Source organism: Streptomyces sp. NPDC002698 (assembly GCF_042888945.1).
Taxonomy (GTDB): Bacteria; Actinomycetota; Actinomycetes; order Streptomycetales; family Streptomycetaceae; genus Streptomyces.
This window is the reverse complement of sequence record NZ_JBIAQM010000019.1, coordinates 61,758-77,286: the sequence shown is the minus strand read 5'-3', so window position 1 is coordinate 77,286 and position 15,529 is coordinate 61,758. Positions and strand designations below refer to the sequence as shown.

The window sequence follows — 15,529 nt, the reverse complement described above, 5'->3', positions numbered from 1 at the left end:
CGGCCCACCCGGGGCCGGGGCCCAGCCCGCCGGGACCGAGGCCCGGCCTCCCCCGCCGGACCGGCCGGGGGCCGGGACCGGGGGCGCCGGGCGCTGTGGCTCACATCAGGGGGGTGAGGAAGCGGCGCAGGGCTTCCTCGTAGCTCGCCGGGTCGGCGTTCCACATGGCGCCGTGCGGGGCGTTCGGGACGGTGTGCAGGGTGACCAGGTCGGGCCTGCTCGCGGCGAGGCGCCGGGAGGTGCCCCAGGGGGCGATGCGGTCGTCCGGGCCGTGCACGAGCAGGGTCGGCACCTTGACCTGGTCGGGGTGCGCGGCGTGCGCGATGCGGTCTCCGCGTACGCCGGTGCGCCCCTGTGCGGCGCGCACCGCGAGCGGCAGCAGGAACCGCGGGGTGTGGCGGGCGCCGGCGAGAGCGCGCAGCGTCGTCTCCCAGTCGAGGACGGGGGAGTCGAGGACGAGCCCGGAGATCCGCTCGCGCAGCGCGGAGTGGGCGGCCGCGCGCAGGGCCATCGTGGCGCCCGTGGACCAGCCGTACAGGACGACCCGCTCGGCACCGAACCGCACGGCGTAGCGGATGGCCGCGTCGAGGTCGCGCCACTCGGTCTCGCCGAGGTGGTTCAGGCCGTCGGGCGGGCGGGGTGCGCCGAGGTCGCCCCGGTAGGCGAGGTCGAGGACGGGGAAGTGCCGGCTGTTCAGGAACCCCATCAGGTTCATGGGGTGTTCCCGGGTGGCGCCCAGGCCGTGGACGGTGATGATCCAGGTGTCGCGGACCGCGGGCACGAACCAGGCGGGCAGGGCGCCGAGTTCACCGGGCACGTCGACGTCGGCGTGTTCGAGTCCGAGGGCGGCCCCGGGGTCGCCGACGTACAGGTTCGGGGTGAGCCACACCTTGTCGCCGGGCTCCAGGGACCCGTGCGTGACGCGTTCCAGGCTGCGTACGACGGTGTCGGCGGTGTGGGGCACGGAGTTCTGGAGGGGGCCGACGACCGCGTGGGAGCCGTCGCCCGCGAGGCCGTAGGTTCCCGGACGCCGGGACGCGAGGGCCCGGGTCAGAGTGATCCCGCCCGACGTCGTGGCGTGCACGGTGAGCCGGGGCTCGGTGGGCAGGGGCTTGCCCGGCCTCGTCTTCAGCGCGGCATCACTGGCGAACCGGCCCGCCGCCACGGAGGCCGCGCCCGCGGCTATGGCTACGGTGACGGCCGCTGCCGTGGCTCTTAGGGTGCGCACCCGACCAGTTTCCCGGGGGACCCGGCCATCGGCCAGCGGGAGCGCCTCCAGGGGTGACGGCCGACGCTCGCCGGACCCCCGCGCCGGTGCTCGCCGGGCCCCTCACCGGGCGGCGCCGCGGCGGCGCCTCACTCCTGCTGGCCGTACCCCCGCAGCCGCTCCCCCGCCTCCGCGAGCTGGTCCGGTGAGAGCAGGGCGGGAGCGAGCCCGGGGACCGAGGAGGACAGGAGCCAGACGCGGCACATCCATTCCAGCTGGGCCGTGCGGTCGTACGCCTGGTCCAGCGAGTCCCCGTACGCGATGGTGCCGTGGTTCCGCAGGAGGCAGGCGGTGCGGCCGGCCAGGGCCCGGAGGGTGCTCTCGGCCAGTTCCGGTGTGCCGTAGGCCGCGTAGGGGGCGACGCGGACCGGGCCGCCCAGGGCCGCCGCCATGTAGTGGACCAGCGGGAGTTCGGGGACGAGGAGCGAGACGGCCGTCGCGTGCGGCGCGTGGGTGTGGACGACGGCCCGTGCCCCGGTCGCGCGGTAGACCGCGAGATGCATCGGCAGTTCGCTGGTCGGGCGCAGCGATCCGAGCACCTGCCGGCCGTCGAGGCCGACGCCGACGATGCCGTCCCGCGTCAGCCGGTCGTAGGGCACGCCCGTGGGGGTGACCAGGACGGTGTCTCCGACGCGGACGGAGACGTTGCCGGAGGTGCCGACGACCAGCCCGTCGGCGACCGTGCGCCGGGCCGTGGAGACCAGTTCGTCCCAGGCCCGCCGGAGGGTGTCCCGCGCGTCCGGCCCGTCTCGCTCGTCGCGTTCGCGGGCCTCGCCCGTCGTCCGTGCGTGCTCGTGCCCGACCCGTGCGTCCCGGTGCGGCTCAGTCATGACGCGATCCTGCCAGGCACCGCGTTCCACGCACCCCGCGCGAGCGGGCTTCGGGGCGGCGGCGGGCCGCCAACAGCACACGGTTGCATGTGACTTGCATCACATCACACCGAGGGGACGCCCGCGGCGCCCCGGTCGGACATTTGCCGCGGATCACACCCCGTGGTCGGGTCGCTACGGCCCGGTCGGCACCCGGACCCCGTCCCCGGAGCGGCCCTTTCGGGTTTCCGGGCGCCGTGACCACGGCTACAGCCTGCGAGTGACGGGGATCTCACCCCTCAAACCCGTCCCGACCAGGACGGTCGACCATGAGCCCCGACCCCAACCGGAGTACGGAATTCCGCATCCGTTCGAACCCGGCGAGCCGCCCGTCGGCATAAGCGGAATGACGATCCACTGTTCAGGACACCACCAAGTCCGACTCAGTTCATCTTCCGTTCACCCAGGTTGCCTACGTTCCCCCTGCCACTGACGTCCAACAGAAGCCTGGGTAAATGGAACACATCACGCTCCTCCTCGGAATCGTGATCGTCACCGCTCTCGTGTTCGATTTCACGAACGGTTTCCACGACACCGCCAACGCGATGGCCACCACCATCTCGACCGGCGCACTCAAGCCCAAGGTCGCGGTGGCCATGTCCGCCGCCCTCAACCTTGTCGGCGCCTTCCTCTCGGTGGAGGTCGCCAACACGATCTCCAAAGGCCTCGTCGACGAATCCGGCATCCAGCCAGAAGTGATCTTCGCCGCCCTCGTCGGCGCGATCCTCTGGAACCTGGTGACGTGGCTCGTCGGACTCCCGTCCAGCTCCTCGCACGCCCTCATGGGCGGCCTGGTCGGCGCCACCATCGCCTCCGCCGGTACCGGCGCCGTGCACGGGGACGTCCTGGTCGGCAAGGTGCTCCTGCCCGCCGTCGCCGCCCCGGTCGTCGCCGGCCTGGCCGCGATGTTCGCCACCCGGCTGTCGTACAAGCTCAGTGGCAACGCCGACACCAAGGCCACCAAGAAGGGTTACCGCGTCGGCCAGATAGCCTCCGCGGGCCTGGTCTCGCTGGCCCACGGCACCAACGACGCGCAGAAGACGATGGGCATCATCACCCTGGCCCTGGTCGCCGGTGGCGCCGTCGCTCCCGACTCCGACCCGCCGGTCTGGGTCATCCTCTCCGCCGGTCTGGCCATCGCGCTCGGCACCTACCTGGGCGGCTGGCGCATCATCCGCACGATGGGCAAGGGCCTGACCGACCTCCAGCCGCAGCAGGGCTTCGCCGCCCAGACCAGCGCGGCGACGGTCATCCTGGCCTCCTCGCACATCGGTTTCTCCCTCTCCACCACGCACTCGGTCTCCGGCTCCGTGATGGGCGCCGGCCTCGGCCGCAAGGGCGGTGTGGTCCGCTGGTCCACCGCCAAGCGGATGGTCGTCGCCTGGGTCCTCACGCTGCCCGCCGCCGCCCTGGTCGGCGCCGGTGCCGAGTGGGTGACCGGTTTCGGTACCTGGGGCACCGCGCTCGTCGCCGTGTTCCTGGTCGGCTCCAGCTTCGCGATCTGGCGCCGCTCGCGCCGCGAGGTGATCGACCACACCAACGTGAACGACACCGAGGAGCCCTCCGGTGTGGTGACGCAGGCCATCGCCGCCGTCACCCCGCCCCCGGCCGGCACCGTGGCCGAAGGCCTCACGGCCACCATCCCGGCTCCGGCCGAGCCCGCGGTGAACCCGCCGGCGCCGTCCCGAGTGGCCTGAGAACCGAAGGAAGAAACAGCATGAGCATCGACTGGTCAGCCCTCGGGTCCGTCTTCGGGGTCAGCCTCGGAGTGACCGTGGCCCTCGTCGCCCTCTTCACCCTCGGCGTCGCCGGCCTCTCCAAGAAGGAGTCCGCCCAGGGCGGATCCGCGGTCGCGGCGGCCACCGGCGCGTACGTCTGCTTCGCGGCCTGCGCCGCGGCGGTGGCGTACGGCATCTCCCTGATCATCACCAAGTAGCCCGGCGGACGCCGCCCGGAACCGGGCCGCGCCGAGCGGTACCGCGCGTGGGGTGCGGGACGGATCACCGTCCCGCACCCCACGCGTATGCCGTCCCGCCCCCACGCGTATGTGGGCCTGCGCACACTGTCCCTCCGCAGGTCAACAGTCAGTTGACGGCCGTTCTCACCCCGTGGTGGACTGCCGGAGCCAAGTACGGCGGCATGAGAGGAAGCCGGTGCGAATCCGGCGCGGTCCCGCCACTGTCATCGGGGAGGAAACTCCCCGGGAGCCAGGAACTCTCACCGCCGGTCTCGTCGAACCAGGGCGTGGACACCCTGAGTGAGGACATATCGCCATGCGCGGCTGCCCGTTGCCCGTTTCGCTGAGTACGAGGGTTCCACTCCACCCCACGGCCGGCTGACCCCGTGCGTGCCGATCGCGTCTTCGCGTACGGCGCCGCCGCCGGCCTCCTCGGCGACCTGCTGCTCGGCGATCCCCGCCGGGGGCATCCGGTCGCCGCGTTCGGGCGGGCCGCCGCGGCCGTGGAGCGGACACTGTGGCGGGACCACCGCGGGTGGGGCGCCCTGCACACCGCCGTCTGCGTCGGCGGTGCCACCGGACTCGCCGCACTCGCGGGCCGTTGCGTAAGCGGCTCACGTACCGCCTCCGTCGCCCTGACCGCCGCCGCCACCTGGGCAGTCGTCGGAGGAACCTCCCTCGGCCGCGAGGCGCGGGCGGTCGGCGGCGCCCTCGCGGCCGGTGACCTCGAAGCGGCCCGGGAGCGGCTGCCGCACCTGTGCGGACGCGATCCGCAGGCGCTGGACGCCGACGGCGTCGCGCGCGCCGTCGTCGAGTCCGTCGCCGAGAACACCTCCGACGCCGTCGTGGGCGCTCTGGTCTGGGGCGCCGTCGGCGGTGTGCCGGGACTCGTCGCCTTCCGCGCCGTGAACACGCTCGACGCGATGGTCGGACACAAGTCCCCCCGCCACCGGCGCTACGGCTGGGCCTCCGCCCGGCTCGACGACCTCGCCGGCTGGCCCGGAGCCCGGCTGACCGCCGTCCTCGCGGCCGTGGCCGGATCCGACCCGCGCGGTGCCGTACGCGCCTGGCGCGCGGACGCCCGCAGGCATCCGAGCCCCAACGCCGGGCCCGTGGAGGCCTCGTTCGCGGGCGCGCTCGGCGTACGGCTCGGCGGCACCCTCTCGTACGGCGGACGGGTCGAGCACCGGCCCGTGCTCAACGGCGCGGGGCGCGCCGTCCACGTCCACGACATCGAACGGGCCGTACGGCTGTCCCGGCGCGTCGGCTGGCTCGCGCTCGGCGTGAGCGCCGCCGGACGGGTTCTGCTCACCGGAACCGGACGGGTTCCGGCCACCAGGAAGGGGCGCACCGCATGAGCGGCGGACTGCTGATCGCCGGGACCACCTCGGACGCCGGCAAGAGTGTCGTGACCGCCGGGATCTGCCGGTGGCTGGCCCGCCAGGGCGTCAAGGTCGCGCCCTTCAAGGCACAGAACATGTCCCTGAACTCGTTCGTGACGCGCGAGGGCGCCGAGATCGGGCGGGCGCAGGCCATGCAGGCGCAGGCCGCCCGGGTGGAGCCGACCGCGCTGATGAATCCCGTGCTCCTCAAGCCGGGCGGCGACCGCACCAGTCAGGTCGTCCTGATGGGCAGGCCGGTGGGCGAGATGAGCGCGCGCGGGTTCTTCGGAACGGCCGGGCCCGCGGAGCGGCCGCCGTCGGCCGAAGCGTCCGCCGCCTCCGCCGCCTCCGCCGGGGACAGGCTGCGCGGGGGGCGCCAGGAAGCACTCCTGGCGACCGTCCTCGACTGTCTGGACCGGTTGCGGGGCACGTATGACGCGGTGATCTGTGAGGGAGCCGGCAGCCCGGCCGAGATCAATCTGCGGCGCACCGACATCGTCAACATGGGGGTGGCGCGGAACGCGGGGCTTCCCGTGCTCGTCGTCGGCGACATCGACCGGGGCGGGGTGTTCGCCTCGTTCTTCGGGACGGTCGCGCTGCTGTCGCCCGAGGACCAGGCGCTCGTCGCCGGTTTCCTCGTCAACAAGTTCCGGGGCGACGTCAGTCTGCTGGAGCCCGGTCTCGACATGCTGCACGGCCTGACCGGGCGGCGCTCCTACGGCGTCCTGCCCTTCCGGCACGGACTCGGCATCGACGAGGAGGACGGCCTGCGCGTCTCGCTGCGCGGGGCCGTCCGCGAGTCGGCGGTCTCCTCCCCCGTCGGCGAGGACATCCTGCGGGTCGCCGTCTGCGCGGTCCCGCTGATGTCCAACTTCACCGACGTGGACGCGCTGGCCGCCGAACCGGGTGTCGTCGTGCGGTTCGTGGACCGGGCCGAGGAACTGGCCGACGCGGACCTGGTCGTCGTCCCCGGGACCCGGGGCACCGTGAAGGCGCTCCGGTGGCTGCGCGAGCGCGGCCTCGCGGACGCGATCGCGCGCCGGGCCGCCGAGGGGCGGCCGGTCCTCGGCGTCTGCGGCGGCTACCAGCTCCTCGGAGAGCACATCGAGGACGACGTCGAATCCCGCGCCGGTCATGTCGAGGGTCTCGGACTCCTCCCCGTACGCGTGCGGTTCGCGCGGGAGAAGACCCTGGCGCGGCCGGTCGGGGAGGCCCTCGGCGAGCGTGTCGAGGGGTACGAGATCCATCACGGTGTCGCCGAGGTGACCGGTGGCGAGGCGTTCTTCTCCGACGACCGGGGGCACAGCCTGGACGGGTGCCGGGCCGGCGCCGTCTGGGGCACGCACTGGCACGGCTCGCTGGAGTCGGACGGTTTCCGGCGGGCCTTCCTGCGCGAGGTGGCCGCCGCCGCGGGCCGCCGCTTCGTACCGGCTCCCGGCACGTCGTTCGCGGCGCTGCGCGAGGAGCAGCTCGACCTGCTCGGCGACCTGATCGAGGAACACGCGGACACGGACGCGCTGTGGCGGCTCATCGAGTCCGGCGCGCCGCAAGGACTGCCCTTCATTCCACCGGGAGCACCCGTATGAGCACAGTGCTGTTGTTGTCGACCGCCGACACGGATCTGCTGGCGGCCCGCGCCAGTGGCGCCGGTTACCGGATCGGCAATCCGACCCGGGTGGACGTCACGGGCGAACTCCCCGCGCTCGCCCGGGGCGCGGACCTGGCCGTCGTGCGGCTGCTCGGCGGCAAGCGGGCCTGGGAGGACGGGCTGGCCTTCCTGAAGGCGTCCGGGATCCCGACCGTGCTGCTGGGCGGCGAGTCCGTCCCGGACGCCGAGCTGATGGCCGAGTCGTCGGTGCCCGCGGGCGTGGTCGCGGAGGCGCTGCGCTATCTCGTCGAGGGCGGTCCGGCCAACCTCGCCGAGCTGGCCCGCTTCCTCTCGGACACCGTGCTGCTCACGGGCGAGGGCTTCGAGGAGCCGCACAGGACGGCCGGGTTCGGCGTCCACGGCGAGCGCGCCTTCACCGAGGGCCGGCCGACGGTCGGCGTGCTGTTCTACCGGGCGCACGAGCTGTCCGGGAACACCGCCTTCGTGGACACGCTGTGCGACGCGATCGAGACACGCGGCGCCAACGCCCTTCCCGTGTACTGCGGTTCGCTGCGCGGAGCCGACCCGGGGCTGTACGAGATCCTCGGCCGGGCCGACGCGCTCGTGGCCACCGTCCTCGCGGCGGGCGGCACCCACGCCTCCGAGGCGTCCGCGGGCGGCGACGAGGAGGCCTGGGACATCGGGGCGCTCGCCGACCTCGACATCCCCGTCCTCCAGGGTCTCTGCCTGACCTCGTCGAAGAGCGCCTGGGACGCCTCGGACGCGGCCCTGTCCCCCATGGACGCGGCGATGCAGGTCGCGATCCCGGAGTTCGACGGCCGTCTCATCACGGTGCCGTTCTCGTTCAAGGAGCAGGGTCCGGACGACGTCCCGGTGTACGTCGCCGACCCCGAGCGGGCCGCGCGGGTCGCCGGGATCGCCCTGCGGCACGCCCTGCTGAAGCACAAGCCGAACGCGGAGAAGAAGCTCGGGATCGTCTTCACCGCCTATCCGACCAAGCACTCGCGGGTCGGCAACGCGGTCGGTCTCGACACGCCCGCCTCCGCCGTACGGGTCCTCGACGCGCTCCGCGACGCGGGCTACGCCCTCACCGGATACCCCGACAACGGCGACGAGCTGATCCACCGGCTGATCGCGGCCGGCGGCCACGACGTCGAGTGGCTGACCGAGGAGCAGCTCGCCGCCGCCCCCGCGCGGGTGCCGCTCGCGGACTACCGGGCCTGGTTCGAGACGCTCGACCCCGCGCTGCGCGAGGGCATGCTGGAGGCCTGGGGCGAGCCGCCGGGCTCCCTCTACGTCGACGGCGACGACATCGTCCTCGCCTGCCTGGAGTTCGGGAACGTCGTCGTGATGATCCAGCCTCCGCGCGGCTTCGGCGAGAACCCGATCGCGATCTACCACGACCCCGACATGCCGCCCTCGCACCACTACATGGCGGCCTACCGCTGGCTGGAGAACAGTTTCGGCGCGGACGCGGTCGTGCACATGGGCAAGCACGGCACGATGGAGTGGCTGCCGGGCAAGGGGCTCGGGCTCAGCGGCGGCTGCGCGCCCGACGCCGTCCTCGGCGAACTCCCCCTGGTCTACCCGTTCATCGTCAACGACCCCGGCGAGGGCACCCAGGCCAAGCGCCGCGGGCACGCCACCGTGGTCGACCATCTCGTACCGCCGATGGCGCGCGCCGACACCTACGGCGACCTCGCGAAGCTGGAGCAACTCCTCGACGAGTACGCCCTCGTGTCCGACCTGGACCCGACGAAGGCCCCCGCGGTCCGCGCGCAGATCTGGACGCTGGTCAAGGCGGCCGAGCTCCATCACGACCTGCACGTCGACGAGCAGCCGGACGACGGCGACTTCGACGAGTTCGTGATGCACATCGACGGCTATCTGTGCGAGATCAAGGACGTGCAGATCCGCGACGGCCTGCACATCCTGGGCGGCGGTCCGGAGGCCGAGCCGCGGGTGAACCTCGTGCTCGCCGTGCTGCGCGCCTCGCAGGTGTGGGGCGGCACGGCGAACGCGCTGCCCGGTCTGCGCGCCTGCCTCGCCGGGTACTTCGGCCTGGTGGAGAAGGAGTTGCTGGCCGAACCGGGTGCTCCGGTGAAGGTGCCGGCCGAGCTGAGCGACCTCGTGGAGGGCCCGGCCCGTACGGCGGCCGACGCGATCGACCTCCTGGAGCAGTTGTGCCGCCGGGCGGCGCTGGGCATGGAGGAGCGGGGCTGGGACACGGCCGCCGTGCCCGCGCTCGTGCGCGAGGTGCTGGGCACCGAACTCCCCGACGCCGTAGCGGTGCTGGAGTTCGCCTGCCGCGAGGTGGTGCCACGGCTCGCCCGGACGACGGACGAGATCGGGCACATCCTCAAGGCGTTGAACGGCGGTTACGTCCCGGCGGGCCCCTCGGGCTCACCGACCCGCGGGCTCGTCAACGTCCTGCCGACCGGCCGCAACTTCTACTCGGTCGACCCCAAGGCCATTCCGTCCCGGCTGAGTTGGGAGGTCGGCCAGTCGCTCGCGGACTCGCTCGTGCAGCGCTACCTCCAGGACACCGGCGCCTACCCGACGTCCGTCGGACTGACGGTGTGGGGCACGTCCGCCATGCGCACGCAGGGCGACGACATCGCGGAGATCCTCGCGCTGCTCGGCTGCCGTCCGGTGTGGGACGACGCCTCGCGCCGGGTCACCGGCTTCGAGATCGTGCCGCTGGACGAGCTCGGCCGCCCGCGCATCGACGTCACGGTCCGCATCTCCGGCTTCTTCCGGGACGCCTTCCCGCACGTCGTCGGCCTGCTCGACGACGCGGTGCGCGCGGTCGCCGAGCTGGACGAGCCCGCCGACCGGAACTTCGTGCGCAGGCACGCCGACGAGGACACCGCCGAGCACGGCGACCGGCGGCGCGCGACCGCCCGTATCTTCGGCTCCAAGCCGGGCGCGTACGGCGCGGGTCTGCTGCCGCTGATCGACGCCCGCAACTGGCGCTCCGACGCCGACCTCGCCGAGGTGTACGCCGTCTGGGGCGGCTACGCCTACGGGCGCGGGCTCGACGGGCGGGCCGCGCGCGGGGACATGGAGACCGCGTTCCGGCGCATCGCGGTGGCGGCGAAGAACGTCGACACCCGCGAGCACGACCTCGTCGACGCCGACGACTACTTCCAGTACCACGGCGGCATGGTCGCGATGGTCCGCCACCTCACCGGGTCCTCCCCCGAGGCGTACGTCGGTGACTCGGCCGTCCCCGACCAGGTGAAGACCCGCACGCTGGGCGAGGAGACGCACCGGGTCTTCCGGGCCCGGGTGGTCAACCCGCGCTGGATGGCCGCGATGCGCCGGCACGGCTACAAGGGCGCCTTCGAGATGGCGGCGACCGTCGACTACCTCTTCGGCTACGACGCCACGGCCGGGGTCGTGGACGACTGGATGTACGAGAAGCTCAGCGCGGAGTACGTCTTCGACGCGGAGAACCGGGACTTCATGAAGAAGTCCAACCCGTGGGCCCTGCGCGGGATCACGGAGCGGCTGCTGGAGGCCGCGGACCGGGGGCTGTGGGCGGAGCCGGACGCGGACACGCTGGAGCGGCTGCGCGCCACCTATCTGGAGCTCGAAGGCGACTTGGAGGGCGACGACCAGTGAGTACCCCGTTCCCGTTCACGGCTGTGGTCGGCCAGGACGACCTGCGGCTCGCGCTGCTGCTGAACGCCGTGTCGCCCGCCGTGGGCGGTGTGCTGGTGCGCGGCGAGAAGGGCACCGCCAAGTCGACGGCGGTGCGCGCCCTCTCGGCGCTGCTGCCGGAGGTCGCCGTCGTACCCGGGTGCCGTTTCTCGTGCGACCCGGCCGCTCCCGACCCGGCGTGCCCGGACGGGCCGCACGAGGCGGCGGCCGGCGCGCAACGCCCGGCCCGTATGGTCGAGCTGCCCGTCGGCGCGTCCGAGGACCGGCTGGTGGGCGCCCTGGACATCGAGCGGGCGCTCGCGGAGGGCGTGAAGGCCTTCGAGCCGGGCCTGCTGGCCGACGCGCACCGCGGGATTCTCTACGTCGACGAAGTGAACCTGCTGCACGACCACTTGGTCGACCTGCTGCTGGACGCCGCCGCGATGGGCGCCTCGTACGTCGAGCGCGAGGGTGTCTCCGTACGGCATGCCGCGCGGTTCCTGCTCGTCGGGACGATGAACCCCGAAGAGGGCGAGCTGCGGCCGCAGTTGCTCGACCGGTTCGGGCTGACCGTCGAGGTGGCCGCCTCACGGGAACCCGGTCGGCGGGTCGAGGTCGTGCGGCGCAGGCTCGCCCACGACGACGACCCGGCCGGCTTCGCCGCGCGCTGGGCCGACGAGGAGGCCGCCGTGCGGGCCCGGATCGTGGCGGCCCGCGCGCTGCTGCCCTCCGTGCGCCTCGGCGACGGGCCGCTGCGGCAGATCGCGGCGACCTGCGCGGCCTTCGAGGTGGACGGCATGCGCGCCGACATCGTGATGGCCCGGACCGCGACCGCGCTCGCCGCGTGGGCGGGACGCACCGAGGTGATCGCCGAGGACGTGCGGCAGGCGGCGCTGCTCGCGCTGCCGCACCGGCGGCGGCGCAACCCGTTCGACGCGCCCGGACTCGACGAGGACAAGCTCGACGAGACGCTGGAGGAGTTCGCGGGCTCGGACGACACCTCCGGCGAGGGCCCCTCCGACGACGACCCGGACCCTGATCCGGACGGGCCCGGCGGGGGCGGGCAGCCGCCCCAGGACGGGCCGGACGACGGCTCCCCCGCCGGTGACGTCCCCGCGCAGGGCGAACCGTCGGACGACGGGCAGGCCCCGGCCGGGCCGGGCGCCGGCGAGCAGTCCCCCGTACGGGCCGCCGAGCCGTTCCGCACGAAGGTGCTCAGCGTGCCCGGACTCGGCGAGGGCGCGGCCGGGCGGCGTTCGCGCGCGCGGACCGAGCACGGCCGCACGACCGGGTCGCGACGGCCCCGCGGGGCGCTCACCAAGCTGCACCTGGCGGCGACCGTGCAGGCCGCCGCCCCGCACCAGCTGGCGCGCGGCCGGTCGGGCCGCGGTCTGGTCGTACGGCGGGACGATCTGCGCCAGGCGACGCGCGAGGGCCGTGAGGGCAACCTCGTGCTGTTCGTGGTGGACGCCTCCGGGTCGATGGCGGCGCGGCAGCGGATGGGCGCGGTCAAGGGCGCCGTGCTGTCGCTGCTGCTCGACGCCTACCAGCGGCGGGACAAGGTGGGTCTGGTGACCTTTCGCGGTTCGGCCGCCGAGGTCGCGCTGCCGCCCACCTCCTCGGTGGACGCCGCCGCGTCCCGGCTGGAGTCGCTGCCGACGGGCGGCCGGACGCCGCTCGCGGCCGGGCTGCTGCGGGCGCACGAGGTGCTGCGCGTCGAGCGGCTGCGGGACTCCGCGCGGCGGCCGCTGGTCGTCGTGGTGACCGACGGACGGGCCACGGGCGGGCCGGAGCCGGTCGCGACGGCCGGGCGCGCGGCACGGCTGTTCGCGGCGAACGGGGTCGCGTCGGTGGTCGTCGACTGCGAGACGGGGCCGGTACGGCTCGGGCTCGCGGGGCGGCTCGCGGAAGAGCTGGGCGGCACGCCGGTGACCCTGGACGAGCTGCGGGCCGATTCCATCGCCGGTCTGGTCAGGGACGCGCAGGGGACTTCGAGGAGGGCCGCGTAATGCCGCAGGGGCAGCCGAGTGTCGTACCGGACGACGGCCTGACGACCCGCCAGCGCCGTAACCGGCCGCTGGTCGTCGTGCACACGGGGATCGGCAAGGGCAAGTCGACGGCCGCGTTCGGGCTCGCGCTGCGCGCCTGGAACCAGGGGTGGCCCATCGGGGTGTTCCAGTTCGTCAAGTCGGCGAAGTGGAAGGTCGGCGAGGAGAACGCGCTGCGCGTCCTCGGCGCCTCCGGCGAGGGCGGGACCGTCGACTGGCACAAGATGGGCGAGGGCTGGTCCTGGGTCCAGCGCGACGCGCAGATGGACAACGAGGAGAAGGCCCGCGAGGGCTGGGAGCAGGTCAAGCGGGACCTCGCCGCCGAGACGTACAAGCTGTACGTGCTCGACGAGTTCGCGTACCCGATGCACTGGGGCTGGATCGACACCGACGAGGTCGTCGCGGTGCTGCGGGACCGTCCCGGCACCCAGCACGTGGTGATCACCGGGCGCAACGCACCGGAGAAGCTGGTCGGGTTCGCCGATCTGGTGACCGACATGTCCAAGGTCAAGCATCCGATGGACGCGGGCCAGAAGGGCCAGAGGGGCATCGAGTGGTGATGTCCTCGTCCGTGCCCCGGCTGGTCGTGGCCGCGCCCTCCTCGGGCAGCGGCAAGACCACCGTCGCCACGGGGCTGATGGCGGCCTTCGCCGGGCGGGGGCTCGCCGTGTCCCCGCACAAGGTGGGGCCCGACTACATCGACCCCGGGTACCACGCGCTCGCCACCGGGCGCGTGGGGCGCAATCTCGACGCGTACCTGTGCGGCGCGGAGCTGATCGGGCCGCTGTTCGCGCACGGGGCACGCGGGTGCGATCTCGCGGTCGTCGAGGGCGTGATGGGGCTGTACGACGGGGCCGCGGGCGAGGGGGAACTCGCGTCCACGGCGCATGTGGCGAAGCTGCTGCGGGCACCGGTGGTGCTGGTCGTCGACGCGTCCTCGCAGTCGCGGTCCGTGGCCGCGCTGGTGCACGGGTTCGCCTCCTGGGACCCCGAGGTGCGGGTCGCCGGGGTGATCCTCAACAAGGTGGGGTCCGAGCGGCACGAGGCCATGCTCCGGGAGGCGCTGGACGCCTCCGGGGTGCCGGTGCTCGGGGTGCTGCGGCGGGCGCCGCAGGTGGACACGCCGTCGCGGCACCTCGGTCTTGTACCGGTGGCCGAGCGGCGGGCGGAGGCGGTCTCGGCCGTCGCGGCGATGGCCGCGCAGGTCTCCGAGGGGTGTGATCTGGACGCGCTCATGGCGCTGGCCCGGAGTGCCGGCGCGTTGCCGGGGGCGGCGTGGGACGCGGCCGAGGCCGTCGCCCCGCCCGCCCACGAGCACCCGGCTCGCCCGGCCCAGGAGCGGACGCCCGTCGTGGCGGTCGCCGGCGGGGAGGCGTTCACCTTCTCCTACGCCGAGCACGCCGAGCTGCTCACCGCCGCCGGGGCCGAGGTCGTGACCTTCGATCCGCTCCGGGACCGGCGACTGCCCGAAGGGACGCGCGGGTTGGTCATCGGCGGCGGGTTCCCCGAGGTGTACGCGCCCCAGCTGTCCGCCAACGAGCCGCTGCGCAAGGCCGTGGCCGAGCTGGCGTCGGCCGGTGCGCCGGTCGCGGCCGAGTGCGCCGGACTGCTGTATCTGGCCCGGGAACTCGACGGGCAGCCCATGTGCGGGGTCATCGACGCGAAGGCCCGGATGCACGAGCGGCTCACCCTCGGCTACCGGGACGCGGTGGCGGTCGGCGACAGCGTGCTCGCCGTGGCCGGCACCCGGATGCGCGGGCACGAGTTCCACCGGACCGTCGTGGAGCCCGGCGCCGGGGCGTCTCCCGCCTGGGGAGTGCGCGCCCCCGAGCGGCGCGTCGAAGGTTTCGTGCAGCACGGCGTGCACGCGAGTTATCTGCACACGCACTGGGCGTCCGAGCCCGGTGTGGCCCGTCGGTTCGTCGAGAGGTGCCTGACGTCATGAGCAGCAAGCTGATCGGGGTCGGGGTCGGCCCCGGCGACCCGGAGCTGGTGACCGTCAAGGGGGTCAACGCCCTGCGCGCCGCGGACGTCGTCGTCGTCCCCGTCATGGCCGCACCGGACGGGAAGGACGGCGGCGAGCGGGGGCGGGCCGAGGCGACCGTCCTGCACTACGTGCCCGAGGAGAAGGTCGTCCGGGTCGTGTTCGCGCTCAACGAGCGGAGCGACCGGGCCCGGCGCGAAGCGGCCTGGGACGCCGCCGGCGCACGGGTCGCCGGCCTTCTCGGCCGGCACGCCACGGTCGCCTTCGCCACCATCGGCGACCCCAACGTGTACTCGACCTTCACCTATCTCGCCCACACCATCGGGGAGCTGGTTCCGGGCACGGTCGTGGAGACCGTGCCCGGCATCACCGCGATGCAGGACCTCGCCGCGCGGTCGGGGGCCGTTCTCACCGAGGGGACCGAGCCGCTCACGCTCGTCCCGGTGACCGCGGGGGCGGCCGTGCTCAAGGACGCGCTGAACGGGCCCGGCACGGTGGTCGCGTACAAGTTCGGGCGGCAGGCCGCCGAGGTGGCCGAGGCGCTGCGGGACAGCGGGCGGATCGACGACGCCGTCTGGGGGGCGGCGCTCGGCCTCGAGGACGAGTCGATCCGTCCGGCCGCCGAGCTCGACGGGGAGCCGCTCCCGTACCTCTCGACGCTCATCGCGCCCGCGCGCCGCGACGGGACACGCGGCGGAAAGCTGTGACCCGCGCCCACCCGGCGGCACCCGCGCCGCGCTCGGCGGAGCGCGCCCACCCGGCGGCGTT

11 protein-coding genes and 1 riboswitch are annotated in these 15,529 nt (G+C 73.9%); of the genes, 9 read left to right on the top strand and 2 right to left on the bottom strand.

Annotated features, from left to right (window positions below; all coding sequences use genetic code 11):
- Nucleotides 1–100: 100 nt before the first annotated feature.
- The gene (locus ACFYW9_RS25210) at nucleotides 101–1,228 is read right to left on the bottom strand and encodes an alpha/beta fold hydrolase (RefSeq protein WP_351872496.1); all 1,128 of its coding nucleotides are present in this window, start codon (nucleotides 1,226–1,228) and stop codon (nucleotides 101–103) included.
- A 128-nt stretch (nucleotides 1,229–1,356) separates the two neighbouring features.
- Entirely contained in the window at nucleotides 1,357–2,097 is a 741-nt protein-coding gene (locus ACFYW9_RS25205; RefSeq protein ID WP_389154494.1) for a class II aldolase/adducin family protein, read from the bottom strand.
- Between the two features lie 494 nt (nucleotides 2,098–2,591).
- On the opposite strand from ACFYW9_RS25205, the gene ACFYW9_RS25200 reads away from it, so the two are divergent.
- From ACFYW9_RS25200 to cobI, 9 genes are all read left to right on the top strand, one after another.
- Entirely contained in the window at nucleotides 2,592–3,833 is a 1,242-nt protein-coding gene (locus tag ACFYW9_RS25200; RefSeq protein WP_389154491.1) for an anion permease, read from the top strand.
- A gap of 20 nt (nucleotides 3,834–3,853) precedes the next feature.
- Nucleotides 3,854–4,072 carry a hypothetical protein gene (locus tag ACFYW9_RS25195; protein WP_326788553.1) on the top strand — a complete coding sequence of 73 codons (219 nt, stop codon included), beginning with the start codon at nucleotides 3,854–3,856 and terminating at the stop codon, nucleotides 4,070–4,072.
- Between the two features lie 158 nt (nucleotides 4,073–4,230).
- A riboswitch (cobalamin riboswitch) is annotated at nucleotides 4,231–4,374 on the top strand.
- A 105-nt stretch (nucleotides 4,375–4,479) separates the two neighbouring features.
- Nucleotides 4,480–5,451, top strand: a complete 972-nt coding sequence (locus ACFYW9_RS25190) for a cobalamin biosynthesis protein (RefSeq protein WP_389154486.1) — start codon at nucleotides 4,480–4,482, stop codon at nucleotides 5,449–5,451.
- Nucleotides 5,448–7,061, top strand: coding sequence for a cobyric acid synthase (locus tag ACFYW9_RS25185; RefSeq protein WP_389154483.1), 1,614 nt, complete (start codon nucleotides 5,448–5,450; stop codon nucleotides 7,059–7,061). Before ACFYW9_RS25190 ends, ACFYW9_RS25185 begins: the two co-directional genes overlap by 4 nt.
- Complete coding sequence (cobN, locus tag ACFYW9_RS25180; RefSeq protein ID WP_389154480.1) at nucleotides 7,058–10,711, top strand: cobaltochelatase subunit CobN; 3,654 nt, start codon at nucleotides 7,058–7,060, stop codon at nucleotides 10,709–10,711. The genes ACFYW9_RS25185 and cobN overlap by 4 nt, the downstream gene beginning before the upstream one ends.
- Nucleotides 10,708–12,738: a putative cobaltochelatase gene (locus ACFYW9_RS25175; protein ID WP_389154477.1), complete on the top strand. Its 2,031-nt coding sequence runs from the start codon at nucleotides 10,708–10,710 to the stop codon at nucleotides 12,736–12,738. Before cobN ends, ACFYW9_RS25175 begins: the two co-directional genes overlap by 4 nt.
- A complete protein-coding gene (gene cobO / locus ACFYW9_RS25170) occupies nucleotides 12,738–13,337 on the top strand; it encodes a cob(I)yrinic acid a,c-diamide adenosyltransferase (RefSeq protein WP_351872477.1) in 600 nt (199 codons plus the stop codon). The genes ACFYW9_RS25175 and cobO overlap by 1 nt, the downstream gene beginning before the upstream one ends.
- Nucleotides 13,337–14,722, top strand: a complete 1,386-nt coding sequence (locus ACFYW9_RS25165; RefSeq protein WP_389154472.1) for a cobyrinate a,c-diamide synthase — start codon at nucleotides 13,337–13,339, stop codon at nucleotides 14,720–14,722. Before cobO ends, ACFYW9_RS25165 begins: the two co-directional genes overlap by 1 nt.
- Nucleotides 14,719–15,468: a precorrin-2 C(20)-methyltransferase gene (cobI, locus tag ACFYW9_RS25160; protein WP_389154469.1), complete on the top strand. Its 750-nt coding sequence runs from the start codon at nucleotides 14,719–14,721 to the stop codon at nucleotides 15,466–15,468. The genes ACFYW9_RS25165 and cobI overlap by 4 nt, the downstream gene beginning before the upstream one ends.
- The last annotated feature ends 61 nt before the right edge of the window (nucleotides 15,469–15,529 follow it).

Coding starts and splice junctions, on each gene's coding strand:
- ACFYW9_RS25205 (WP_389154494.1), bottom strand. CDS start 2,097: ATGACTGAGCCGCACCGGGACGCACGGGTCGGGCACGAGCACGCACGG.
- ACFYW9_RS25200 (WP_389154491.1), top strand. CDS start 2,592: ATGGAACACATCACGCTCCTCCTCGGAATCGTGATCGTCACCGCTCTC.
- ACFYW9_RS25195 (WP_326788553.1), top strand. CDS start 3,854: ATGAGCATCGACTGGTCAGCCCTCGGGTCCGTCTTCGGGGTCAGCCTC.
- ACFYW9_RS25185 (WP_389154483.1), top strand. CDS start 5,448: ATGAGCGGCGGACTGCTGATCGCCGGGACCACCTCGGACGCCGGCAAG.
- cobN (WP_389154480.1), top strand. CDS start 7,058: ATGAGCACAGTGCTGTTGTTGTCGACCGCCGACACGGATCTGCTGGCG.
- cobO (WP_351872477.1), top strand. CDS start 12,738: ATGCCGCAGGGGCAGCCGAGTGTCGTACCGGACGACGGCCTGACGACC.
- ACFYW9_RS25165 (WP_389154472.1), top strand. CDS start 13,337: ATGTCCTCGTCCGTGCCCCGGCTGGTCGTGGCCGCGCCCTCCTCGGGC.
- cobI (WP_389154469.1), top strand. CDS start 14,719: ATGAGCAGCAAGCTGATCGGGGTCGGGGTCGGCCCCGGCGACCCGGAG.